Origin of the sequence: Psychroflexus longus (assembly GCF_020164595.1) — a bacterium.
Classification (GTDB): Bacteria; Bacteroidota; Bacteroidia; order Flavobacteriales; family Flavobacteriaceae; genus Psychroflexus; species Psychroflexus longus.
The window spans coordinates 127,509-153,239 of record NZ_JAIQZE010000005.1; the positions used below are offsets into that span (position 1 = coordinate 127,509).

A 25,731-nucleotide genomic window follows, 5' to 3' on the forward strand; every position below is an offset into this window, starting at 1 on the left:
AATAATTACAAATCTAAAACTTATGCTTCTTTACAAGCGTTAAGAACCTGCTTAAATTTACTTAAACTCTAAGATATTGATTTTGAAAGTGTTTAGAAAATCCAATTATCAACAAGTATTGGTAGAGTTAACCCTAAAACAAGGGATGAAATAACAAGTATCCAGTCCCTCTTTGAAAATCTAAAAATACTTTGAACAACGAAACTTAAAAGCAGAACTACAAAAACTACCAGAATTTGAGCGAGTTCAATTCCTAATGCAAACTCTACCAGCATAAGGAATAAATTATCAGAGCTTTTTGCCAGCATATTGAAGTAAGTAGAAAATCCAAAACCGTGTACCAAACCAAAAAAGAAAGTCACGACATAGAGAAGGTTGAATTTGCTCTTTCCTGTAGATTTTCCAGCAGTAAAAATATTGTAGATTCCCGTAAAAATAATACTCACAGGGATCAAAAATTCAATAATACTACTATTAATCCTTAAAATATCATAAGCTGAAAGTGCCAGAGACAAGATATGGCCAATGGTGAAAAGGGTAACCAGCCAAATGACTTTTTTGCTCTGCTTAAAAGAGTATGAGGCCACCAAAACAGTAAGGAAAAGCACGTGATCGTATGCATTCCAGTCTAAAACATGATCGAAACCCAGTTTAAGATATAGCCAAAAATCATCCATGATAAGTAGTTAAGTTTAGTTGGTAAAATTAAATAAAAATTGCCTCCAAAGAAGATTCCTAGGGCTTAAACCTGAAAATAGTTGAGGTATGATTACAGTACATCTTATTTTTGTTTATTTTTGTCAACAATGGGGGATTAGCTCAGTTGGCTAGAGCGCCACGCTGGCAGCGTGGAGGCCATCGGTTCGAATCCGATATTCTCCACAAAAACCACTTCGAAAGAAGTGGTTTTTTATTTTAAGACTATAATTTTCAGTCTATGTACATTCCATTTAAGTAATCTTTTTCTACAGGTAATCTTTCTATTCCCATTTGTAAAGGAATGCTATCGTTCAGGGTTCCAGTGATGAATGTATAGTCTTCAATCTGAGCATCTATATATTCAAAAGGATGATTTGTTGTCGACCAAAAATTCATAAGAAGATGTTCTCCATCAATTTTATAACTCCCATGATGCAAACTATCGTTGACAGATAATTTTACTCTATCATTTTTTTCAAAAAAGAGCATGGGCGTTGAACCGAGTCTTCCTTTTTTGAAAGCTATAGTTTCGTTTTTAATTTCTGTGCTCTTAATTTCATAACTGCCAATAAGGTTGTAGTCAAACATAGATATAACCACGAAGGAAAATATGAAATAAGTAATTGGAAAAAGGATTACATACCCAATGCGAAGTTTTTGCCAAACTCCACTTTTTGCTTTGATAACTTCACCATTGAGTTTACCTCCTAATTCTATAAAGAACCTATATAAATCTTTACGATATTCAATGAGTAAGAGTAGGGTCAATGATAAGGTCATAGTAATGTGTCGAACAACTTCAAACATGAGATCAAATTCAATATTTATGATAAAAATATTTAAACACACTCCTAAAGAAATCAACAAACCAATCAACCTGGTTCTTTTAAATATGATGAGAATGCCTATGGCCAATTCTGTGAGCCCTATAAAAATATTATAAGCATACGACCTTCCAAAGAAGGACATCATAAGTTCTGGTTTAGGTAGTTCTGCTAAGGGGACAAAAGCTCTGTAGTGAGGCATTCTAAATTGCATCTGAAGCAGCTTTGGTATAGCAAGCACTATCATATCTATGGACAGCAAAATAATAGCCAGATATTTAGCGAATGTGATGACTTTTTTAAGGGTGATGTTTGTCATTTTATATAGATGGTTATCGATTTTTATAGGTTTTTGAATTTGATTTAATCAGCAAATAGGGTATGCCTAGAATCAAAGCTAAACCTAAAGCGTAAAATTCATAATCTGAATTACTCGTCCAATAGGCCACTACCAACCCGGTAATTACAATAAAAGCCATTCCAAACATCACGTTTTTCATAAGCGTAGCGATGCCTTCTACATCATAAGTTTGCTTTTCTTCTTCAGTCATTGTGTTATAACCGGCAATTAAGGAATACATTTTCTTGTATTTTATTAATATGCCAAGTGTGATAAATAGAATAGGAACTATCATCATAAGCTGAGTTTTTACTAAATAAAGTTTTGGTACTCTAAATTTATAAACAATTCCAATAAACCACAGCATTGCAAGTCATTTTCTCAAATTATATTCCTTTACATTTGACATTTCTTAATATATTATGAATAAAGTTTTATACAGATATAAAAACTCTGCATTTAATAAGGTTTTGGTACGTCATCAAAGGTACGCTCCTATACTGTTTTTTATCGGGGGATTTATATTTGATACATTAACGCTTGGAAGAATTGATCGCACTTACGATACGTTGGTGCTTTGTCTCCACATGTCATCTTTATCCATTATGCTTTATTTATTTAATGTAGCAGAAGATGAAAATGGGATAAGTCGATATTTAGGAAAATATGCAGCTTACATTCCTTTGGCAATACAATTTTCTTTTGGAGGGCTTTCCAGTGCTTTTGTGATTTATTTCTTTAGAAGTGTGTCCATGTTAAAAACCATTTCCTTCTTTATTTTATTGGTTCTACTTTTATTCGCCAATGAACTATTGAAGAAGCGCATCTCAAACAAGTACCTTCTGTTTGGCGTCTATTTCTTTATAAGCTTCACTTTTTTTGCCTTTATGATTCCCATGTTGATAAAGGAGATGAACACTTTTATCTTCTTCGTTTCTGGATTGGTGAGTACGCTGTCGCTTATGATTTTTATTTACAACTCAAGTCCAAGCACTAAAGCAGAGGTCAATTTGAAAAAATTGATCGGTATGATTCTAAGTATTTACGTAGGGTTCAATGTGTTTTATTATTTTAGCCTCATCCCGCCTGTGCCGCTTGCTATGGAAACGGGACTGGTAGCTCACCATGTCGAAAAAAGAAACGGTGATTATACGGTTACTTAAGAAAAGGATGAATGGTATGTGTTCTGGCGTCCACACCACATCAACTTTCATCGAGTAGCAGAAGAACCTGTTTACGTCTTCACCTCAATTTTTGCCCCCACTCACCTAACAAAATCAGTTTCCCACCGCTGGCAATGGTACAATCCCAAAACTGAAAGCTGGGAAGTCACAGAGGATATAAATTTTGAGATTACTGGTGGACGAGGACGGGGTTTCCGCGGTTACACTTACAAAAGCAATCTGATGGAAGGACAGTGGAAAGTAAAGGTAATCACGGAAGAAGAATTGGTCATTGGGATTGTGGATTTTGAAGTTGTAAATGTTTCAGATTCTCATCCTTTTAAAATCATTGAAAAATCATTTTGAAACTAAAGAGCACGACTAACTTCTCTATCACTTTATCAATTACAAATTGAATAGCATTCCAATAGAAAGTACAAACCTGTGTAGATCTGATACAATATATTTTCCTTCAGCAAACAATCTAAAATTGTTTTTGGTAAACAGTTGAGCTCCAAGTCCAAGATTTACCCCCAAATTCACTTCTGCGTTTCTATTAAAAGCAATGAAACTACTTGTACTTATTCGACTTCTAAAAGCTCCGAAGTGCAAACCGCCTAACCCATAGAATTTAAGATTATTCCCTTGAGCCAGGCCCAGTTGTAAGTCAGTATATTGACTGTAGCAAAATTTCCACTTCCAAAAAAGTAGTTGATATCTGGCGAAAACGATAATGAATTGGAAAGTCCAAACACGCCTTTGAAACCAATTCCAGTATTATCTCTATCTGAGTCGAAAGAAACTTGAGCTCCTGCCAGGTTTTGGGCTTGAGTTGAAACGGTAAAAACCATAACTATTGAAAATATAAAATACTTCATGAATTAATTTTTAAAGCGTAAAAGAGTTTGTTTTGAGATTGGTCTTGAAAGCCAAAAATGCTAGCCTTCTTATTCTCTAGGCTTTAAGAACTGAATGTTTTTATCTACAAATTCACCTATTAATTCTCCTTGCTTTTTTCCTTCATAAATGGCAGATTCATAATGGATTCCTCCATAAAATCTACTAACGACAGCCTCATCTGCAGCAGCTTGGAAAGACTTAAATGATCTGGACGGTAGACCATAAGGCAATTCAGTGGAGTCTAAAAATTCAAAATCATCGCCATAAATTGAGGTGAGAATTTCTGCAGAAGCATTAGAAACTACAGAATGCCCACTTGTATATTCTGGAAACGGAGGTGTTTGTAATATTGGTAGCCACTCGGGATCGATATATTTATTGATAAGCGTTTCTGGTCTTACAAGATTACTCCTGTATTTTTCATCCCAACAGCTTATAAATGCATCAGCAATTGCGATAGAAGTTTTGGTTTGAGCAAAGACTGTTTTTTCAAAATCTGCTTCGGTAATTTCATTCGCAATTTTACAAATGCCAATCCAATGCGCTCCAGGTGTTATCTTTTTTTCGGCAAACATGAAGTGACCTTTATTAACGGAAACGAAGGGGTTGCAATCCCAAAAACGAGCAATAGCAATTTCCTCGCTATCATTTCCTTTTTCTCTGATTTCATTATTCACTTTATAAACAGCCATGAGTTCATTATGAAATTGACTATTCGGTTTCAATGAAAACTCTGGGTGCTTGTTAGGTTTAAATTGAGAAGCGGAGTCTAATACAAAAGGCCTTAATTTATCCCAATGCGGTTCAATTCCTTTCATGTAAGCAGGCGGAGTAGGTTGCCATACGGAAGGATCATCTGAATAAATATTATAATCTGACATTGTTCGCGTTTCACTATATCCATCTTTATTCATCCATTCGATGATCTGATCTGAAATTTCTAAACCATAGTCTTTCGCAATTTCAAACTCTTTTGAATTTCTTTTTTCCCAGGTCTTGTAAAGACTATCTCTGTAGGTAGTGATCATTTCTTTGGAAAAAACTAATTCTTTAGAAACGTTTAAATGAGCAATCAAAGCTGCAAGTTTTAGATTTACCTTGTTTGTTTCAGCCGATTGAGTAAGAGTTTCTAAGCCATTTAGTTGTGAAACAAGTGATAGGTAATCTTTACTATTTTGATTGAGAGTTTCATAAGCTGCAATATTTGGGTATACATATAGCCTACTAGCTACAGGTGGTGAAAAGATATCGTGCACCATTATTTCTGTAAGCTTATCAATTGCATCGTGATAATCCTTTCTTTGAATCTCGATAGCTTTGCTCTCTTGCTTACAAGAAGTAAGACAGCAAGTTATTATCAAAAAAAGGCTCAAGAGTTTTATCCTCATTTTTTATATTTCTTATTTAAATGAATAACACTCTATATTGCTATCATTTGGCACTACAAGTAGCAATTTAGAATTCTTCATTTTTAGATTTTTAATTTCTTTTATTTGTTCGTTGAATGGTTTCATGCCTAGATCAGAAACAAATTTATAGTCGTTTATATCTTTCACCAAAAGGCCTTTTAATGCGGTATAAGCACCGTGATAAGTATTTACTCTTAAAGAGTTGCCTCCAATCAATAATCGATCTTCATTATTAAGCTCTAAAATAGAAAAGCTTGTTATAGGGGCTAATTGAAAGTCATTTGAAAATGGAATAAATTCATTATACTTCCCATTTTTATTTAATAGATAACCAGAAGCAAGGGTTTCAACTTTATATTTTTCTGCTTCTTTTAATGAGCCACTAGTCATAACTTCTTCAATGTTTTTCCCAGCCATACTTTTATGATCTAGAAACCTCTTGCTCATCACATTCATTTGAGAAGCAAGCTCATCTTTTGTATTTAAAGGATAGTATTCACCATCACTATTGTAGGCTAAAATTACTTCATCAACTCCATTCTTGTCGAAATCTGAATGATACATCATTAAAGGACCATCAAAATTGAGATTGAATTTTGTGTTTAATCCCCAGTTTCCAAACAAAATATCTTCATTCCCGTCGTTATTGATATCATAAAATGCTACCGTTTGCCATAAGCCGTTTAGCTTATTAGGAAGTTCCATTTCTTTTAGCTCACCTCCGTTATTTATGAAGATGTAAGGACGATCCCATTCAGTGGTGATAACCAGGTCTTTTACTCGGTCATCATTTACATCATGCCATTTTGCATCTGTGACTTTAGATTTTAGATGAAAATTTTCATCTTTGAAAAAATGTCCAGTTCCATCATTAATTAAAATGTAAGAATCTACCATTAACCCGAAATTCCCTAACTCAGAATAATTACCAACAAATAAATCTTGATCACCATCGCCGTCATAATCGTAAGCAATTACTGTTGAAGTAATAGAAGAATCTTTAGGGATACGGCCCGACGACTTTGTAAAGCTGCCGTTATCATTTAAGTATAAACGATCTTCTTTAAACTTGGAGCCCTTATTAGCGCCAGATGCTACATACAAGTCTAAATCTCCGTCATTATCTACGTCAATAAATATGGCTGAATTGTCTTCAAAGCTTGCATCATCATTAAATACCGGCTGATCTGAGATTTCAAAATTCATGCCGGTATTTTGAAAGAGTTGCGCAGATCTTCCTGATGCATTTCCAATAAAAACATCCTCAAAGCCATTATTATTGACATCACCTATGGCAATAGCAGGACCCAGTGTAGATACTTTGTAAGGAATGAGTTTCTCCTCGGCAAAATCATTATAATTATCCTCTTTATGAGTAAAATTGATAAGATCTACTTTTTTGAAAATGTCACTCTTTTCTTCTCCTTTAGAATAATCATAAAATTTTCCACTTTCGTTGTAATCAACAACTAGGGTTGCATTAAATTCAGGTTTTACAATTGTCTGAATTTCATTATTAGGCCAGATGACTTTAATAGAGTCAACTTCCATAGCTTTGCCAAGTCCAAAATGTAACTTAGCTTCAATTGAGGATAAAAATCCTCTCGATTTAAATAACTGCTTGAGTTGAGTTTTGTCATTGCTATAAACCATGGCTTTTGCACCAATTCCTTCTTTATTTCCTGATGTATAATTCAGTTTTATGTTGAGGTAATTTGCATTTTTATCAGTCGTGTTTTCAAAAATAGAGGCTCTCTGGTTAAAATTATTTGTCACCAAATCCAAGTCGCCATCCAAGTCTAGGTCAACATAAATAGCACCATTGGACAGAAGGGGTTCATTTTTGATCCAGTTTCCAGTCTGATTATTGAAAGTTTCAGAATTACCTTCAAAAATCTCATTGGCTACAATACCGCTCGGCATTTTATCAATAGAATTGTAGAGCCACTTCAAGCCTTCGTTTTCATTCCTTCCTTTGAAAGCGCTTGAAACATATTTTTTAAAATCCAAACTATTTGGCCTGCGCAAAATGCCGTTTGAAATAAATAAATCCTGATGTGTATCATTATTAAAATCTGCAAACAAAGGCGCCCAGCTCCAATCCGTATCAGCAACTTCATGAAGTAGAGCAGTCTCTATGAAATATTCTCCTTTTTGATTAAACTGAAGCATATTTCTTGAAAACTGATCTTTGTAGCCTAATTTTTTGAGATGTGCCTGCATGTTGAACATAGCATCATCACCTTCGGTTTCCTTTAATAGTCGTTCTTCTTTTGGAAGCATGTCCAAAGTCATCAAATCCTGATAACCATTACCGTTAATATCGGCAGCATCACTTCCCATAGAAAATCTACTAATGGTTGTAAAAGCTTTACTGAGACTTTCAGTGAATGTCCCATCTTGGTTATTGATATAGTAATAATCGTCTTCATGAAAATCGTTACATACATAGATATCATCCCAGCCATCATTATTGAAATCCGCTATGCTAGCACTTAGGCCATAGCCATTCACGCCTCCAAAAATATTGGCAGATTCGCTTACGTCAACAAATTTACCATTGTCGTTTCTGAGTAAAACATCACCAACATTCGGCACTCTCTCATTTCTTAATTCTGCTCTGCCATGTGACAAATTGGTGTGAACAGCATGATTCACGATATAAGCATCCAAATCTCCATCCTTGTCGTAATCGAAAAAATAAGCTTGTGTTGAATAACCTTTAAAATCCAACCCATAGGATTTGGAGTCTTCTGTAAAAGTGCCATCACCATTATTGATGAATAGCTCATTGTGTCCAGTGAAGTCAAGTAATCCTGAAACTGCACAAACATAAATGTCAAGTAAGCCATCATTGTTGATGTCTACCATGGTTACGCCTGTATTCCAGCTTGATTTACTTTCAATTTTTGCCTTTTCGGAGACATCTTCAAATTCTAAATTCCCCTTGTTGAGATATAACTTGTTTTCTCCTGTGTTGGCCACAAAAAACAAGTCTGGTAAGCCATTGCCATTTACATCACCAGCAGCGACTCCGCCTCCGTTGTAATAATAAATATAGTTGATAATACTGTGCTCAGCATCTTCAGCAACCATATTACTGAAGTCGACATGGCTTCTCTCTAGCGGAACTTCTTGAAATAAAAAGTCATCATTGGATGTATTTGTACAACTCCAAAAAGCGATAATGGAGAATAATAATATTGAGTTAATTCTTGTCTTAATGATATTTCAATTTTTAAGACAAAATTATGAATAAATATCTTTAAAGCAAGTGGCTGGGACTAATTTTATGTTAATCAATTCTATAGAAATTAAAATCTCTTGTCTGATTATAAATTTAAAAATGAAACTAAAAGTTTGATTTTTCATATTTTATAATTGTTAATTACTTCTATTTAAATGATATGATGCCGAAGTTTTAGAGTTTTATGATAAGAAAAATACAGTTGAGTGGTTTTTAAAGTTTTGGAATGCAATATTTTGAACCTATGTTTAAAACTAAAATATATCCTAATTTTTTAAAGATTCTAAAGCGTAAAAGAGTCTGTTTTGAGATTGATCCTGAGAGCCAAAAATACTTCTGTAGAGATCTAGGTTTTGATCCAAAACAATCCAATGGGGAGTGCCCTCACATTTAAAATGATTGTAAGCTTCTGCATCAGGATCTATATAAATATCGAAAGGAGAAGTTTTAGTAGTGAAAATATCAAGAATTTCGTTTTCAGTAAAAGTTTGATTACCAAAATTGGTGTGTATGACAATTAAATTTAGTTCAGGGAAATCCCTGGTCAACTCATACGCAAACGGAATAGCCCTCCCTGTACAGCCCAAACAATAAGTATTATAAAAAAGGAGGAGATTCACTTTTTTCTTTTTCATTAAATTTTTTAAAGTCAGGTTTTCGCCTTTTAGGCTTTTCAGCAGTATGTCCATATTTGTTTTAAGATCTATTTTCAGTAAGCTTTAAATCATATCAAATTTACGAATTGACTAAATTATTTAATAACTTTAAGGCCGACCATATTTAATTCAATATAAACTCAATTATAATGAACATCAAAAAAGTTTTAGTTGCCAATAGAGGAGAAATCGCTATCAGGATTTTCCGGGCTTGTACAGAAATAGGTATAAGGACTGTTGGTGTTTACACTTACGAAGACCGATATTCTTTACACAGATATAAAGCAGACGAATCTTACCAGGTAGGAGACGATAAAGAACCTTTAAAACCTTATTTGGACATCGATGAAATCATCCGTGTAGCCAAAGAAAACGGTGTGGATGCCATCCATCCTGGGTATGGTTTTCTTTCTGAAAATGCAAAATTCGCTCAAGCGTGTGAGGACAATGATATTGTTTTTGTAGGTCCTAAAGTCGATGTTTTAAAATCACTGGGAGATAAAGTGACTGCGAAAAAAGTCGCTATTGCCAATGATGTTCCCATTATAGAAAGTAATAAAGAGGACCTGACCTCTTTGGAGATTGCAACAAAAGAAGCAGAGAGAATTGGTTTTCCACTGATGCTAAAAGCAGCTTCAGGTGGAGGTGGTCGTGGAATGCGAGTGCTTAGAAGCATGGACGAGTTGGAGAATGCTTACAGTGAATCCAGGCGGGAAGCCAAAAATGCCTTTGGTGATGAAACTGTTTTTCTTGAAAAATTCATAGAAAACCCCAAGCATATTGAAATCCAAATTGTCGCCGACAATCATGGAAATATTCTTCATCTTTTTGAAAGGGATTGCTCGGTGCAACGCCGCTATCAAAAAGTAATTGAATTTGCACCGTCTAAAGATTTGGATGAAACGGTAAAAAACAATCTTTATAAGTATGCTGTCAAAATATGTAAGGCAGTAAACTACAATAACATAGGTACTGTAGAATTTCTTGTGGACGATGATGGCAGTATTTATTTTATTGAAGTAAACCCTCGAGTGCAGGTAGAGCACACCGTGACTGAAGTTGTGACGGGGATAGATCTGATAAAAACCCAACTTTACATTGCGGATAATTTTAAGCTATCAGATGAAGAAATAAAACTTCCTAACCAGGAATCGGTTTCAGTAAATGGATATGCTGTACAATGTAGAATTACTACTGAAGATCCTAAAAATGACTTTAAACCCGATTACGGAATCATAACAACTTACAGAAGCGCATCAGGATTTGGAATTCGCCTCGATGCGGGTAGTGTTTACCAGGGAGTGAAGATTTCTCCGTTTTTTGATTCCATGCTTGTGAAGGTGTCTGCCAGCAGCAGAACTTTGGATGATGCTTGTAAGAAAATGCGTCGTGCTTTGGCAGAATTTAGAGTGCGTGGCGTGAAAACCAACATGGCCTTTCTAGATAATATTCTAAAGGATGCGACCTTCCGTGAAGGCCGGGTTACTGTAAATTATATTAAGAATACACCTGAGCTTTTCGATATCAAAGAACCAAGAAACCGTGCGACAAAAATGGTTAACTTCCTTGGGGATGTGACCGTAAACGGAAATCCAGATGTAAAAAATACTATCAAGAATCCAAACTTTTTAAAGCCTGAAGTTCCTAAAGTTTCATCTCAAACGCCTTATCAAAAAGGAACGAAAGACCTGCTGACAGAATTGGGACCAGAAGAATTTTCGAAGTGGTTGACGAATGAGAAGAAAATTCATTTTACCGATACGACGATGCGTGATGGGCACCAGAGTCTTCTAGCTACAAGAATGAGGACGTATGATATGCAGAAAGTCGCAGAAAATTTTGCGAAATCTCATCCAGAAGTTTTTAGTATGGAAGTTTGGGGAGGAGCGACTTTCGACGTTTGTATGCGATTTCTGAAAGAAAACCCATGGGAACGACTCAAGCTGTTGAGGAAAGCCATGCCTAATATTTTATTGCAAATGCTGCTTCGAGGTTCCAATGGAGTTGGGTACACCGCTTACCCAGATAATTTGATCGAACGTTTTGTGACTGAATCCTGGAACAGCGGTATTGATATATTCAGAATTTTTGATTCTCAAAACTGGATGAAATCTATTGCACCCTGTATAGAATATGTAAGAAAGAATACCAGTGGTTTGGCTGAGGCTTCAATGTGCTATACTGGCGATATCATGGATCCCAATCGCACCAAATACACTTTAAAGTACTACCTTCAGTTAGCCAAAGATCTTGAAAACGCAGGAGCGCATATCATTGCTATTAAAGACATGGCAGGTCTTTTGAAACCCAATGCAGCTACAGAACTGGTTTCAGCCTTGAAATCTGAAGTGAAACTACCTATTCATTTACACACACACGATACCTCTTCTATGCAGGCTTCGACTTACTTAAATGCTATTGAAGCTGGAGTAGATGTGGTAGATGTTGCCCTCGGGGGATTATCGGGATTGACCTCTCAACCCAACTTCAATTCCCTGGTAGAAGTATTAAAATACCATCCAAGGGAAAACAAGCTTAATAATGAAAGATTAAACGAATACTCTATCTATTGGGAGCAGGTGAGAACATACTATTACCCATTTGAATCTGGATTGAAATCTGGAACGGGGGAAGTGTATACTCATGAAATACCTGGCGGACAGTATTCCAACCTGAAACCACAGGCGGAGTCTTTGGGTCTTGCCGATAGATTTCATGAAATCACAGACATGTATGCCAAAGTGAATCAACTTTTTGGAGATATCATAAAGGTAACGCCAAGTTCTAAAGTGGTTGGCGATATGGCCCAATATCTGGTAAGTAATAATCTAACGATAGAAGATGTTTTGGAAGATGGAGAAAACTTATCTTTTCCACAGTCTGTTGTAAGCTTCTTCAAAGGCGATCTGGGTCAGCCAGTTGGAGGTTTTCCAGAGAAGATTCAAAAGATCATTTTAAAAGGAGAAAAACCTTATACAGATAGACCAAACGCTCACTTGGAGCCGGTTGATTTTGAAAAGGAATTCAAGGAATTTCAAACAATGTTTTCTGATGATATGGATAGAGAATTGGAATTCACAGATTTCTTGTCTTACAAACTTTATCCCAAGGTATTTACAGAGGCCTATAACCATCACCTTAAATATGGAAGTGTTTTTAACATTCCAACTAAGAATTTTTTCTACGGAATGGATCCTGGAGAGGAAATTGTTGTAGAACTTGATAGAGGAAAGACATTGCTCATTACACTAGTGTCTGTAGGAAGAACAGATGATAGTGGTATGGCTACAGTTTTCTTTAAGGTAAATGGTCAAACGCGAAATATACAGGTGAGAAATGAAAGTGTAAAAGTGGATAAAGTTTCTCATGTAAAAGCAGACAAATCTGAAGATAAGCAAATAGGAGCTCCACTACAAGGTTCTCTTACAGATATTTTGGTCAAAAAAGGCGATAAGGTGAAGAAAAATCAACCTTTATTTATCATTGAAGCTATGAAAATGGAAACTACCGTTACTGCTAATGTAGAAGGTGAAGTAAGTGAAGTTGTATTAAAACCAGGAATCATGGTTTATGCTGATGATTTAGTGGTTAAACTGAAATAATCCTTAAAGCAATAGACACAAAAAGCCCTTTTATTTAAAAGGGTTTTTTGCTTTTAAAAAAGCTTTACAGCAACTTGAAGTGCTCCGTATTCCTGAAGGTTATTCCACATAGCCGTGGCAGAAACAGGAAGTGTATACCTGTAAAAAAGCTTTACTGTTTTAGGGTATAGTAGCGAAATCATAGAGATATTTTTTTAATCATCAGATAATATCAAAAATCTGCTTTAAAATGTTTCAATTCGAGTAGCTTTAGCTCAAAGACCATGATCTACCGCCAGTCATTTCGTTTAAATCCCCGCAATAATAAGCCCCTGGTATAGGATCATAAGCTAGAACTTCCTCTCCTATTTTTTCAGTAGTCAAGTACGCTTTAATAGATAGCGACTTTAATGTATTCAAAAGTTCAGAAGTAGTCAAGCCTTCAAAATCTGGGTTTTCCAAGCGCTCTTGATCTTTTTCGCCTTTTAATTTGAGGTATTGGTCCAAAAACTTTTCTATGTGTTTTTCATGTATTTGATTCACTTGCAGGTCAGCGTACACTTTAAGTTGCTCTTGCATGGTAGCAAAAGCACTTTTGAAATGCTTTTGATCGTCAGGGTTGTAGATTTTATCAACATAACTATCTATAAACTGGGGCACATTCAACTCTATAGCTGATGGGAGTTGTTCTGTTTTGGGTAAATAGACGTCTACTAATTTATTGAGCAGCTTACTTTCTTGAGAAGATAATATCTTTGGTAACCATTGTTTTTCAGAAGCTGTACAGCTATTTAGTAGACTCAAAACTGTAGGCGTAGCTACCACAAATCCTGTAGCGTAAGCAATCTGCCTAAGAGCGGTTCTTCGTTTCATAGCTTAATTCTTAAATCAGTTTTTTATCGAGTTGTTTTGCTGCATTATGAGCTGCTCTTGCTGTAAAAGCCATATAAGTTAAGGAAGGGTTTTGGCAGCCAGAAGAAGCCATGAAAGCTCCATCTGTTACATAAACGTTTTTACAAGCATGTACTTGATTATGTTTATTTAAAACAGATGTTTTTGGGTCTTTTCCCATTCTGGCACCACCCATCTCATGAATTCCTAAGCCCATAGCTCTTCTGTCTTTTATGTCGTAGCCCTTTACATTTTTAAACCCAGCAGCTTTAAGCATCTTCATGGCCTGTAGTTTCATGTCCTTCCTCATAGCTAGTTCGTTTTCTCCAAAGTCGGCGTCAAAGGTAATCGTAGGTAAGCCCCATTCGTCTGTTTTCTCATAGTTTAAATACATACGGTTATTGCTATTAGGCAGGGTTTCACCAAATGCCAATAAATTTATGTTCCACTGTCCAGGGGATAAAATAGCTTCTTTTAATTTTGGGCCATACTTTAATTCTGCAACCATTTCAGAAATGCTTGATCGAGTAGCGCCACCTTGGTAACCATAACCTCTTACAAAGTCTTTAGTATTTGTATTTCCACCTAAATTTCTAAATCTTGGTATGTATAAACCGTTGGCACGTCTACCTTTGTAGTACTTATCTTCAAAACCTTCTGCAATCGCAGTAGCCCCAACCCAAAAGTGGTGATCCATCAATTGACGGCCCACTTGGTCATAGTCATTACCAAGACCATTAGGAAAACGCTTGGATTTGGATTGAAGTAAAATCGAGTTTGAAGCCATGGCAGAAGCACATAGGAAGATGACCTTTGCTTTGTACTCAATCTTTTCTTTAGTTTCCGCATCTATAATTCTAACCCCTGTGGCTTTTTCTAAAGCTTCATCATAAATAATTTCGTACACAATTGAATGTGGTCTTAGCGTCATAAGACCTGTAGCACTAGCCGTTGGAAGTGTAGATGAATTGCTGCTGAAATAAGCTCCATAAGGACAACCACGCATACATCTATCTCTGTATTGGCATTCTACACGACCCAAACCCGGCTTAGTCCCTTCAGTAATATGAGCTGTTCTTCCTATCGTGAGTAAGCGACCATCATCAAATTGTTCTTGCAGTTTTAATTTCAAATGCTCTTCAACACAATTGAGATTCATCGGTTTGAGTAGTTTTTGATCTGGCAGTTGAGGTAAACCCAGATTCTCTCCACTCACTCCAATAAACTCTTCTACTTTATCGTACCAAGGTGCAATATCTTTATACCGTACAGGCCAGTCTACACCTATACCTTCTTTATAGTTGGCCTCGAAGTCGATATCGCTCAACCTATAGCTTTGGCGTCCCCACATTAGAGACCTCCCCCCTACATGGTATCCACGTATCCAATCGAAACGTCTCTTTTCGTTATAAGGATGCTTGATGTCATCTACAAAAAAATGTTGGTGCGGTTCTTTGGTAGTATAACCAGTGCGGTGCTGTTTAAATTTTCTCGTTTTGGTGTGTTGAGTTGCCTCTATTCCGTTTGGGAAATCCCAATCGTCCATATGAGCTGTAGGGTAATCCACTACATGTTTAACATCTCGACCTCTTTCAAGAACCAACGTTCTTAAGCCTTTTTCGCAAAGCTCTTTAGCAGCCCATCCACCAGAAATTCCAGTTCCAACAACTATAGCATCGTAACTTTCAGTTGAAACATCGTTTTTTTCGTTAAGCATATACCATCGTGTAAAAAATCTTATGTGATATAAATTTTTTAAAAATTTGAAATAAAATTACGCTTTTCAATTAAATACACTACTCAAAATACTGCATTTCTTGACTTCCTTCTAATTAATTAGATATTAGTGTAAGTTTATAAATATAATTTGCGATTTTTGGAATTATTCAATTACTCAGATTTAAATAATTAACTATTTTTAAATAAATAATAATGAAAAAATTACTTAAACCCTTATTCATTTTACAATTGATTCTCTTCATTAGTTTAATATCATGCAAAGAATCCAAGCAAAATGCTGAAAACGATACAGAACCAACTCAGGGTGTTATTGAAAGCGACCCCTTTTTTAAATTATCTTTAGCACAGTGGTCATTGCATAGAACCTTTAATGATAAAGGGGAGGATCCCTTCAGGTTTGCTCAAATTTCTAAAGATATGGGGTTTGAAGGTTTGGAATATGTTAACCACATATATGCTCAACAAATTGAAGATTTAGGCTTTGATAACGTCATAGACTCTTTAAAAACTTTAAGTGAGAAGCATGATATGCAAAATGTACTCATCATGGTGGACGGTGAAGGCGATCTTGCTAGCCCAGACGAAGCAGAACGGGACCTCGCAGTAGAAAATCATAAAAAATGGATAAATGCAGCACAAAAGTTAGGCTGTCATTCCATACGTGTAAATACTTTCGGCTCCAATGAGCCAAATGAGTGGTTGCCTTCTGTTGTGGATGGATTACGTAAGCTTTCTGAATATGCTGCTACCAAAAACATCAATGTGCTTTGTGAAAATCATGGTTGGTTATCTTCTGATGCTCCTTTACTGTTGGAAGCTATAGATATGGTAGATATGGAAAACTGTGGCACGCTGCCAGATTTTGGCAACTGGTGTGTGAAACGAAAGGAAGGCTCTACTTGGGGAGAATGTATTGAAGAGTATCCAGACAAATACCAAGGCATGGAATTAATGTTGACAAAAGCTAAAGCTGTAAGTGCCAAAGCTTATGATTTTGATGAAGATGGTAATGAAACGACATTAGATTTTCCTCGAATTATGAAATTGGTAAAAGAATCTGGTTATACAAGCTTTATAGGAGTTGAATATGAAGGTGATAGGTTATCTGAAAAAGAAGGAATAGAGGCGATTAAAAACTTGCTTTTGAAATCTGCAGAAGAATTAAAATAGAAAAATCTTTAGTTTGTAATTATCTAAATAAAGCTATCAACTGAAAATTATTTCAAATCCATGTCCAATAAAATAAAATTTGGTATTCTTGGAGGTGGTGAAAACTCTTTAATAGGAGGTCTTCATCGCATCGCTTCCAGTATGTTTGATCAATACAAGCTAGTAGGTGGGGTATTTAGCTCAAATCATGAAGATAGTATTCGTTTTGCAAAATCAATAGGTTTGTCTAGCCAGCGTGTCTATGAGAACATAGAAGACCTGATTATAAGTGAGCTTAAACTTCCTGAAAATGAGCGGATGCAGGTAGTTTCAGTCTTAACTCCCAATTTTTTACATTTTCATATGGCTAAATTGCTTATAGATAGTGGTTTTAGTGTGATTTGCGAAAAGCCTATGACTACTACCTATGAGGAGGCTAAAATCTTAAACCGTAGCCTTCAAAAAACCAAAAGTATATTTGCTGTTACATACACCTACACTGGGTACCCCATGGTAAGGCAAATGCGTGAAATGGTAATAAGTGGAGCGTTAGGTAAAATACAAAAAGTAGATGCTCAATATTATCAGGGATGGATCAATCCAGTTATTCATGATTCAGAACAACGTTCATCCGTTTGGCGACTGGACCCCAATCAATCTGGTATCAGTTGTTGTGTAGCAGACATTGGTACTCACGCCTTAAATATGCTGGAATACGTTTCTGGTCACCAAGTTAAATCAGTCTTGTCTGATTTAAATTTTGTTTATAATGATAATAAGATGGATGTTGATGCTACAATTTTACTGCGGCTTAATGAGGGCGTGAAGGGGGTCGTTTGTACAAGCCAAATTGCTACAGGAGAAGAAAATAGCTTCATTGTTAAAATCTATGGTGATAAAGCTGGCCTGAAATGGGAACAGGAAAATCCTAATTACCTTTATTTTATGGAAGAAGGTAAGCCTCTACAGGTTTTAAAGCCAGGCCATGACTATAACAGCAAACTTTCTTTAAGCAGTACCAAGTTACCACCAGGTCACCCCGAAGGAATTTTTGACGCTATGGGTAATATCTATAATGGTGTTGCCAAAGCTATTTTTAAAGAAGATTATAATGCATCAGAATTTCCAAGTATGACTGATGGTTTAAGAGGAATGAGTTTTATAGAAAAAGCCGTACAGTCACATCATAAAGGGAACATTTGGGTGGACTTAGACGAGTGATTGTTTATTAGCCTTAATTATAACTTAAATGTCAATTTAGAATAAAGCCTGACTTTTATCTCAATTTTTTTAATTTCAATATTGATAAAGCAAAAAGGCAGCTTAGTTCAAGGTTGGGTTATTAGCTTTCTTAATTTAGAAATTTAAGTATTCATGAATAATATCTCTTTATTTTGCTAATAATTATATTAAATAATGTTTATTTGAGAAATAAAACCATTTTTTAGCTTTATTACTAAGATTATGATTGATCTTTTGTCTTTTATAGGCTTTACTGCTCTTGTTGCAGTTATTGCCTATTTAGCCACAAGAAAAACAGATGAAAGCACAGCAGATGGCTTTTATCTGGGTGGGCGAAGCCTTACTGCAATTACAATTGCAGGCTCTCTTTTACTCACTAATTTATCTACAGAACAAATTGTTGGCTTAAACGGTCAAGCTTTTACTGAAGGTATTTTGGTTATGGCTTGGGAAACCTTGGCGGCCATAGCGATGGTGATCACAGCTCTTTTTTTGCTGCCTAAGTACCTTAAAAAAGAACTTACTACCATAACTGAATTTATAGAAAATAGGTTTGACCAAACCACAAAAACACTCATAACCATTTTATTCCTGTCTGGCTATGTAGTTGTTCTGCTCCCTAGTATTTTGTATTCTGGTTCTTTAGCATTAAGTACCATTTTTGGTATCCCGGAAATGCTTGGAATTACTAAAAACGTCGCGCTCTGGCTTACCATATGGAGTATCGGTATTATAGGTATGATTTATGCCATTTTTGGAGGTCTTAAGGCTGTTGCCGTTTCCGACTTAATCAACGCCATAGGTTTATTTATCGGTGGGCTTATGATTCCTTTCTTTGGATTGTATATGATCGGAGACAGTGATGTATTGGAAGGAATCAAGATTATATACTCTTCCTATCCAGAAAAATTTGATGCTCAAGGAGATATAAACAGCAGCATTCCTTTTGGTACAATTTTTACAGGGATGATGTTGGTTCAACTTTTTTACTGGGGAACCAATCAAGCAATTGTTCAGCGTGTGTTTGCCGCCAAAAATTTAAAGGAAGGCCAAAAGGGATTATTATTAGCTGCTTTTGTAAAAATTCTAGGACCCTTAATTGTAGTGCTTCCAGGCATTATAGCTTTTCATTTTTTTCAAGGTAATTTAGCTTCGCCGGATGAGGCTTATCCTGCTTTGGTTCAAAAAGTCCTCCCGGCAAGCCTTGTAGGTTTTTTTGCTGCTGTTCTTTTTGGAGCTATCTTAAGCTCATTCAATTCTGCCTTAAACTCAGCTGCAACACTTTTCGGTTTCGACTTGTACAGGCAATATATCAAGAAAGAAGCTACAGAAAAGCAGACCGTGAAGGCTGGAAAACTATTTGGTGTGTTTTTGGCCATATTGGGTATGAGCATAGCTCCGTTTATACAATACGCCCCCGATGGTTTGTTTAGTTGGTTACAAGAAGCTAATGGTTGTTATACAATTCCCATATTGTCTATTGTGGTGATTGGGTTCTCAACCAAAAAAGTACCCGCCATAGCTGCAAAAGTAGGCTTGATTTCTGGAGTAGTATTATATAGCATTAGCCAGTTTGTAATGAAACCTATTTTAACTGAGAATGCACTTGAACAAGCTAAACTAAATGGTATAAGTTCTGGAGCAGAACTCTCGGTTATAGCGGCAGAAGCTTATCCACATTTTCTACATGTGATGGCCATTTTGTTTGTCATAAATATGTTACTTATGCTTATTATAGGTAAACTTTATCCAAATAGGGAGGCTTATATAGTGAGAGAGAGTGGTGCGGTGGATATCCAAAAATGGAAGTATGCTTCAGTTGTTGGAATAGCTATTGTTGTCCTAGTTGTGTCTACTTATATCATCTTTAATTGAAAGTGTTTTTTTCCAATTAAAGCTAAATGTGTGAAGAATTAGCAAGTCGTGTTTCTTATTATTAATTTAGTAGGAAGAATCAATTCGTCAATCTTTTCTGAAGGCAAATAGGCTCCCTTGATGATTTTGGAAAGTAAAAGTTCCGCAGCTTTTTCACCCATTTTAAAACTAGGCTGAGAAACACTTGTAAGTTCAGTATTGAATAGGCGGCTGTAATGTAAGTTACCAAAACCAACAACTTGGATATCTTCTGGAACTCTCTTACCCAACTTTGACAAAGCTTTTATACATAATAGAGCATAACTATCTGTTGAACAGAAAAACGCATTAGGGAATTGATTTAGTTTTGATAGAAAGTTGTAGATTTCATGATATTCGTGCACTTGGTGCATAGATTTGCAGTTGAACACGAACTCTTCTTTCAAACTGAAGTCCGAGCTTAGAAGCGAATCTTTATAGCCTTCGTAGCGTTTATTAAAAATACTTTTTAGGATAGTACCTCCTATAAACCCTACGGTCTGGACAGATTTTTTTTGAGCAAGGAATTGCACTGCTTCATAAGCAGCACTATAATCATCAATGCGAACATGCATAGCCCCTTCTATTTTTTCATTCATATTATCAAATACTACTAAAGGAGTGCCTCTGTTGGCCATGCTTTGCAAGTGAGTTTGAGATTTAGTTTGATGAGTTAAACTTATAATCAACCCATCTACTATTCCCTTTTCAAAAACCATTATATTTTCTTTTTCAAATCTAGAAGAGTTCCTTGAAGAACTGATTAGTATACGGTAATTATGCTTTCTGGCATAGTGATCTATTCCTCTGCAGACTTCAATAAAGAAAGCTTCATCGTATCTAGGTATGATAACCCCAATTACACCTGTTTTTCCAGAAATCAAGCTTTTTGCAATTTGATTTGGGATGTAACCAAGTTCATCCGCTTTTTCACGAACCTTCTTTCTTGTAGCTTCTTTAACGCGTGAACTGTTAGAAAGACTTCTTGAAACAGTAGAAATAGAAACACGTAGTGCTTTTGCAATGTCTTCTAATTTTATAATGGTCGGTTTTTCTTTATTCAAAATATTATGAGGTTATTATTGATCAAGTATAATGTTAATAATATATTAATACAAACGTTTGTATTGTTATTTTAACAAAAAACATTTGATTAAACTTGTTAAAATAAAAATAAATATAATTAATTTGAAGAACTCAATCGTTTTAGCTGACTCGTTTATGGTTTTAGAATGGTATAAAAAAAACACAATTTATCAAATTTATCCTAGGAGCTTCAAGGATACTTCAGGAAATGGTATTGGAGATTTACGGGGAATTATTGAAAAGCTTGATTATTTGAAATCATTGCATATTGAAATAATTTGGATAAGTCCGATTTTTGAATCTCCAAATAAAGATAATGGCTACGATGTGAGCGACTACTGCGCTATCATGCCAGAGTTTGGCAATATGGATGATTTTGACGAATTATTAGATATAGCTCACAGTAAAGGTTTGAAAATTGTATTGGATTTGGTGCCCAACCATACATCCAATGAACATAAATGGTTTAAAAATGCAAAAACATCTGTAGATAATAAGTATAGAGATTATTACATCTGGAAAAAACCCAAAGCAGATGGCGGGCCGCCCAATAACTGGCCTTCCTTTTTTGGAGGTCCAGCATGGACTTTAGATGAGTCCTCAGGTGAATATTATTTACACCTTTTTACAAAATACCAACCCGATTTAAATTGGGAAAATCCAAAAGTGAGAGAGGAAATATACAAGGCAATGCGGTTTTGGCTTGACAAAGGAGTGGATGGTTTTAGAATGGACGTTGTCACCTTATTATCCAAAGACTTAAGCTTTAAAGATGTTGACCTTAATATTGGATTTAGAAAAATTATTGAAGATCATTATGCCAACGGCCCTAAAATTCATGATTATCTAAAAGAAATGAATGATCAGGTTATGCAACATTATGATGCTTTTTCTATGGGAGAAGGTGTAGGCATAACTCCAGAAAATGCACACCTATATGTTGGTGCAGATAGAAAAGAGCTAGATATGATTTATCACTTTGATATATTGGAAAATAATATCCTGGATGGTAAGTATGAAGAGGTCACAAGTTTTGACTTATTACAGCTTAAGCAGGTATTCAGGAATTGGCAAACCGTATTTGAAAATAAAGGGTGGATAGCCAATGCATTAGGGAATCACGATTTTGCTCGCTTGGTTTCGCGTTTTGGAAACGATAAAAACTATAGAACTGAATCTGCAAAGATGCTAGTTACTATGATGGCTACACAAAACGGGACACTCAATATTTATCAAGGTGACGAAATAGGCATGACCAACATTCATTTGGACGATATTGACAAAGTAAATGACATACAGGCCTTAAATTTTTATGTTGAAAATCTTGAAACCAAAAAATTTACTTCTGAAGTTGCATTACAAATGATAAATAATGAAGGTAGAGACAATGCAAGAACTCCAATGCAGTGGGACAATTCAGAGTTTGCAGGCTTTTCAATCATCAAGCCTTGGCTTCAGCTAAACCCTAATTTTACTGATTTAAATGTTCTAAATCAATCACAGGATCGGAACTCTATATTAAATTATTACAAAAAATTATTTTCTGTTAAAAAAGACTATGACATTTTTAGTTATGGTAGCTACGAAGAATTTGAAAAACAAAATAAGTACATCTATATGTATGAAAAAATGCTAAATGATCAAAAAATGCTTGTCATACTAAGTTTTTCAAATCTCGAAATCGTTATAGATTATAAAATAAAAAAACTTAAAACTTATAAATTACTCCTAAATAATTATAACTTTGTTAACATTGATAACTATAAAATAACATTAAAACCATTTCAAAGCTTGGTCTATATGTCAAATTAAATGTTTAATCTAAAATTAATATAATGAAAAAAATGCTTGTTAAGTATGTTTTGTTCGGTATTGTAATGCTGTTTAGCTCAACAATATTTGCACAAATCACCGTGTCTGGTGTAGTCTCTGAACAAATGGGACCAATACCTGGTGTAAACATTGTAGAAAAAGGAACTAACAATGGAACTGTAACCGGATTTGATGGTGATTATACCATTACAGTGTCTGAAGGAGCGACACTAGTATTTAGGTATGTTGGATTTCAATCTAGAGAGGTAGCTGTAAATGGACAGAGCACAATCAATGTAACATTAATTGAGGATACAGCTAGACTGGATGAAGTAGTCGTCATCGGTTATGGTACGACTAGTGTAAAAGATGCCACGGGTGCAGTATCCTCTGTGAGTTCAAAAGATTTTAATGGTGGTGTGATTTCATCCCCAGAACAGTTAATACAAGGTAAAACTGCTGGTGTACAAATTGCTTTATCAAGTGGTGAGCCTGGAGCAGGTGCAAATATCAGGATTAGAGGTGCCAATTCCATCAGATCCAACAGTAACCCTTTATTTGTTGTCGATGGGATTCCGTTGTCTGATGAAAGTACAGTTCCATCTGCAGGTGGTATTGTAGACGGGGCAGATTCATCTAGAAACCCGCTAAGTTTTATAAATCCTAACGATATTGAAAGCATATCTGTTTTAAAAGATGCATCAGCTACAGCTATCTATGGTTCTAGAGGTGCTAATGGGGTTGTTATTGTAACTACAAAAACAGGTAAAGGAAACGAAGGAGGAACCTTTCAATTTTCTTCAGACTTGAGTATTTCAAGTCCTCAAAACGATTTTGATTTGTTCAATGCACAGCAATACAAGGATAACTTCTTAAGTGTAACTGGAGGTGCGATACCAGGATTTGATGATACTGGAGCCGATACCAACTGGCAAGATGTTATTACCAGAACAGTTGTTTCAACCAATAACAATTTAACCTATTCTAGGAGCTATAATAATGGTAACTTAAGAGCAAGTTTTTCTCATGCCGATCAACAAGGTATTCTAGAAAACTCAAGTCAAGAGCGTATTGTGGGTAGAATTAATCTCACACATCGTTTCTTAGACGATAAATTAAGATTAAAAGTTCAATCCTCTATCTCGAGGTTAAATGATGAAGCTCCACTTATAAGTGGACAAGCTGGAGCCAGTGGTAACTTGATAGGTGCTGCTTATTCTGCTCCTCCTACTTGGCCAAATGACCCAGATTTTTTTGTCGCTGGTAATAGACTTAACCCAGCTAACATGCTAGCAAATTACGAATCCAATACCCAAACTAACAGAGTTCTTTTAAATGGGTCTTTGGAGTATGACCTTACTGATAATCTGGTTGCAAAAGTGAATCTTGGATACGATAAGTCTGATGCAGAAGCCAACTCTGTTGTTCTTCCTACTTATGAAAATAATGGTAGGCTTACTGGAAATGGTCAAGCTGCTTTTAATAATTTAGAAGCAAGTAGTAAACTTTTGGAAGCTACTTTAAACTATAAAAAAGACTTTGGAGATTCAAATATCGACGTCATTGCTGGTTATTCTTTCCAAGACTTCAGACGACAAGGTTTCAACTCTCAAGGTTGGGGATTTGGTGCAAATCCAAACCTTAGTCAAAGCATCAACAACATTCAGTCTAACATTGATGGAAGTTTTCAACAGTTTGGATACAGTTCTCAAGGTAGTTTTGTGAACAGACTTTTCCCTCTCAGTGAGTCCGACGAATTAGGAACTACAGACGATGCGTTTGAATCCATATGGCTAGATACATTTGATAATACAGATGAGCTACAATCCTTTTTCACAAGAGTAAATTACTCTCTAAATGATAAATACTTATTTACTGCTACAGTAAGAGCAGATGGTTCTTCTCGTTTTGGTGGAAACAATAAATACGGTGTATTTCCATCAGGTGCTTTTGCATGGAAACTTTCTGAAGAAGATTTTACAGGAGATGCATTTTCAACCTTAAAACTAAGGACTAGTGTTGGTATTACAGGTAATCAAGATGGTTTAGGTTATGCCAACTATTTAAAAAGACAACGATTTAGAGGCCCAGGTATAGAAGACTCTGGAAACATTAATAGACCAGGATTGGCTACAGTAGCTGTGCAAAACGAAGATTTAAGATGGGAGTCTACTTTAGATGTTAACGTCGGGTTGGATTTTGGATTTGACTTAGATAGAATAAGAGGTTCTGTAGACCTTTACCGAAAAGAAACTAGCGACTTGTTATTTAGACAAGCAGCTGCGGCTCCAGCATTCGATCCTTTTGTGTTCAGAAATCTACAAGATGGAAAAGTGATTAACCAAGGGGTTGAATTCAATATTGGTTATGATTTTATCAATACGGTTAAGTCTAACTTTTCTGTAGATTTCAACATTGCTTATAACGACAACACTGTGGAAGGATTAAGAGGAACTGTAGCAGATTTTGGAGCCATAAGAGGACCTGGTTTGACCAATGCCTTTGCACAAAGATTAGGAGAAGGTAGACCCTTATTTTCTTATTACATGGCAGAATATTCTGAAGATGAAAATGGCGTGCCTAACTTTTCTCCAGACGATAAGGATTTTGTAGGCAAATCTGCACTACCAACCATTACCTCGGGTTTGTCTTTTAATTATTCTTATGGGAATTTTGACGCCTCAGCTTTCTTTACAGGACAATTTGGTTTTTATGTTTATAACAATACTGCAAATGCTTTCTTAAATAGAGAAACTTTTCAAACTTCTAGAAATGTTACCCCAGATGCTTTGGATAGAGTTTCACAAGAAGTTTCTACTCAATATCTTGAAAAAGGTGATTTTGTGAGATTGCAAAATTTAACTTTAGGATATAATGTGCCTTTGTCAGTAGATAAAAGTTTCTTAAAATCATTAAGAGTTTCTCTTAACGGACAAAATTTATTATTATTAACAGGATATAGTGGTATAGATCCCGAAGTTTCTTCAAATACAGGAGATTTAGGTAGTGGTATTCCAAGTTCAGGTATAGATTATACCGCTTTCCCAAGACCAAGAACGATTACGATAGGATTAAATGCAACATTTTAAAAATAAAATA

At 35.5% G+C, this 25,731-nt stretch carries 19 protein-coding genes and 1 tRNA gene; 9 read left to right on the forward strand and 11 right to left on the reverse strand.

All coding sequences use genetic code 11. The features are described from left to right. Positions 1-92: 92 nt before the first annotated feature. A complete protein-coding gene (locus tag LB452_RS06640; RefSeq protein ID WP_224460948.1) occupies positions 93-677 on the reverse strand; it encodes a HupE/UreJ family protein in 585 nt (194 codons plus the stop codon). A 131-nt stretch (positions 678-808) separates the two neighbouring features. Here LB452_RS06640 and LB452_RS06645 point away from each other — a divergent pair. Then, positions 809-882 (forward strand) — tRNA-Ala (locus LB452_RS06645). Positions 883-930: 48 nt separating this feature from the next. Here the strand turns inward: LB452_RS06645 and LB452_RS06650 are convergent. Both LB452_RS06650 and LB452_RS06655 read right to left on the reverse strand, forming a co-directional pair. Further along, positions 931-1,842 (reverse strand): hypothetical protein, encoded by a 912-nt coding sequence (locus LB452_RS06650; RefSeq protein WP_224460949.1) that lies wholly within the window; start codon positions 1,840-1,842, stop codon positions 931-933. Between the two features lie 13 nt (positions 1,843-1,855). Then, complete coding sequence (locus LB452_RS06655) at positions 1,856-2,230, reverse strand: DUF3784 domain-containing protein (protein ID WP_224460950.1); 375 nt, start codon at positions 2,228-2,230, stop codon at positions 1,856-1,858. Between the two features lie 55 nt (positions 2,231-2,285). Here LB452_RS06655 and LB452_RS06660 point away from each other — a divergent pair, with 55 nt between their 5' ends. After that, positions 2,286-3,026 carry a hypothetical protein gene (locus LB452_RS06660; RefSeq protein WP_322966114.1) on the forward strand — a complete coding sequence of 247 codons (741 nt, stop codon included), beginning with the start codon at positions 2,286-2,288 and terminating at the stop codon, positions 3,024-3,026. A gap of 18 nt (positions 3,027-3,044) precedes the next feature. After that, positions 3,045-3,392 (forward strand): DUF2914 domain-containing protein, encoded by a 348-nt coding sequence (locus tag LB452_RS13550; RefSeq protein WP_322966116.1) that lies wholly within the window; start codon positions 3,045-3,047, stop codon positions 3,390-3,392. A gap of 251 nt (positions 3,393-3,643) precedes the next feature. Here the strand turns inward: LB452_RS13550 and LB452_RS06665 are convergent, their stop codons facing one another. The 4 genes from LB452_RS06665 to LB452_RS06680 form a co-directional block, all read right to left on the reverse strand. Then, positions 3,644-3,904, reverse strand: coding sequence for a hypothetical protein (locus tag LB452_RS06665; RefSeq protein WP_224460951.1), 261 nt, complete (start codon positions 3,902-3,904; stop codon positions 3,644-3,646). A 69-nt stretch (positions 3,905-3,973) separates the two neighbouring features. Then, positions 3,974-5,314, reverse strand: a complete 1,341-nt coding sequence (locus LB452_RS06670) for a vanadium-dependent haloperoxidase (protein WP_224460952.1) — start codon at positions 5,312-5,314, stop codon at positions 3,974-3,976. A 12-nt stretch (positions 5,315-5,326) separates the two neighbouring features. Then, positions 5,327-8,431, reverse strand: a complete 3,105-nt coding sequence (locus LB452_RS06675) for a VCBS repeat-containing protein (protein ID WP_224460953.1) — start codon at positions 8,429-8,431, stop codon at positions 5,327-5,329. A 417-nt stretch (positions 8,432-8,848) separates the two neighbouring features. Beyond that, positions 8,849-9,217 carry a TlpA family protein disulfide reductase gene (locus LB452_RS06680; protein WP_224460954.1) on the reverse strand — a complete coding sequence of 123 codons (369 nt, stop codon included), beginning with the start codon at positions 9,215-9,217 and terminating at the stop codon, positions 8,849-8,851. Between the two features lie 170 nt (positions 9,218-9,387). On the opposite strand from LB452_RS06680, the gene LB452_RS06685 reads away from it, so the two are divergent. Beyond that, entirely contained in the window at positions 9,388-12,840 is a 3,453-nt protein-coding gene (locus tag LB452_RS06685) for a pyruvate carboxylase (RefSeq protein WP_224460955.1), read from the forward strand. Between the two features lie 53 nt (positions 12,841-12,893). Here the strand turns inward: LB452_RS06685 and LB452_RS13530 are convergent, their stop codons facing one another. From LB452_RS13530 to LB452_RS06695, 3 genes are all read right to left on the reverse strand, one after another. Next, positions 12,894-13,022 carry a hypothetical protein gene (locus LB452_RS13530; protein ID WP_262902979.1) on the reverse strand — a complete coding sequence of 43 codons (129 nt, stop codon included), beginning with the start codon at positions 13,020-13,022 and terminating at the stop codon, positions 12,894-12,896. Positions 13,023-13,089: 67 nt separating this feature from the next. Further along, positions 13,090-13,692 carry a gluconate 2-dehydrogenase subunit 3 family protein gene (locus LB452_RS06690; protein WP_224460956.1) on the reverse strand — a complete coding sequence of 201 codons (603 nt, stop codon included), beginning with the start codon at positions 13,690-13,692 and terminating at the stop codon, positions 13,090-13,092. A gap of 10 nt (positions 13,693-13,702) precedes the next feature. Continuing rightward, a complete protein-coding gene (locus LB452_RS06695; RefSeq protein ID WP_224460957.1) occupies positions 13,703-15,427 on the reverse strand; it encodes a GMC oxidoreductase in 1,725 nt (574 codons plus the stop codon). Positions 15,428-15,642: 215 nt separating this feature from the next. Between LB452_RS06695 and LB452_RS06700 the strand changes: the two genes are divergently transcribed. The 3 genes from LB452_RS06700 to LB452_RS06710 all read left to right on the forward strand — a co-directional run bounded on the left by LB452_RS06700 (position 15,643) and on the right by LB452_RS06710 (position 19,716). Continuing rightward, the gene (locus LB452_RS06700) at positions 15,643-16,620 is read left to right on the forward strand and encodes a sugar phosphate isomerase/epimerase family protein (protein ID WP_224460958.1); all 978 of its coding nucleotides are present in this window, start codon (positions 15,643-15,645) and stop codon (positions 16,618-16,620) included. A 60-nt stretch (positions 16,621-16,680) separates the two neighbouring features. Next, positions 16,681-17,820, forward strand: a complete 1,140-nt coding sequence (locus tag LB452_RS06705) for a Gfo/Idh/MocA family protein (protein ID WP_224460959.1) — start codon at positions 16,681-16,683, stop codon at positions 17,818-17,820. Between the two features lie 243 nt (positions 17,821-18,063). Then, on the forward strand, positions 18,064-19,716 hold the full coding sequence (locus LB452_RS06710; RefSeq protein ID WP_224460960.1) for a solute:sodium symporter family transporter: 1,653 nt from the start codon (positions 18,064-18,066) through the stop codon (positions 19,714-19,716). Between the two features lie 38 nt (positions 19,717-19,754). Here the strand turns inward: LB452_RS06710 and LB452_RS06715 are convergent, their stop codons facing one another. Further along, a complete protein-coding gene (locus LB452_RS06715) occupies positions 19,755-20,798 on the reverse strand; it encodes a LacI family DNA-binding transcriptional regulator (protein ID WP_224460961.1) in 1,044 nt (347 codons plus the stop codon). A 124-nt stretch (positions 20,799-20,922) separates the two neighbouring features. Here LB452_RS06715 and LB452_RS06720 point away from each other — a divergent pair, with 124 nt between their 5' ends. Both LB452_RS06720 and LB452_RS06725 read left to right on the forward strand, forming a co-directional pair. Continuing rightward, positions 20,923-22,632, forward strand: a complete 1,710-nt coding sequence (locus LB452_RS06720; RefSeq protein WP_224460962.1) for an alpha-glucosidase — start codon at positions 20,923-20,925, stop codon at positions 22,630-22,632. Positions 22,633-22,655: 23 nt separating this feature from the next. Beyond that, positions 22,656-25,721 (forward strand): SusC/RagA family TonB-linked outer membrane protein, encoded by a 3,066-nt coding sequence (locus LB452_RS06725; protein ID WP_224460963.1) that lies wholly within the window; start codon positions 22,656-22,658, stop codon positions 25,719-25,721. The last annotated feature ends 10 nt before the right edge of the window (positions 25,722-25,731 follow it).